Here is a 235-nt window from a genome sequence, read left to right as displayed (position 1 = left end):
ACGGCCTGCGCAGACAAATGTGCAGGACCCACGCTGCCTTCCGCAAGATTCATTCCTTGTACCGAGCGCGCCGCCAGCTTTTCCGAAGTGATGCTTTCCGCTTGAATCGCACGACCGGATACGCTATCCGGGGCCAGATGTCTCGTAAGCACCGCTGAAGCCTGCAAATGGGCAGAGCTGACGGCTTCCGGGGCCAAATGGCTCGATTGAATCGCTTCTTCTGCCAAATGGTTTC

Annotated in this window: 1 protein-coding gene; it reads right to left on the bottom strand. The window is 57.4% G+C overall.

The window, feature by feature from the left end; translation table 11 throughout:
- Positions 1-235 (bottom strand): hypothetical protein (locus tag ACIFQM_RS25030; protein ID WP_430066428.1); only part of this gene is annotated, 235 nt, incomplete at both ends.

Source organism: Paenibacillus sp. NRS-1782, assembly GCF_050467685.1.
Classification (GTDB): Bacteria; Bacillota; Bacilli; order Paenibacillales; family Paenibacillaceae; genus Paenibacillus; species Paenibacillus terrae_A.
Note: the sequence above shows the minus strand (reverse complement) of the source record. Positions and strands in the feature narration are given on the sequence as shown.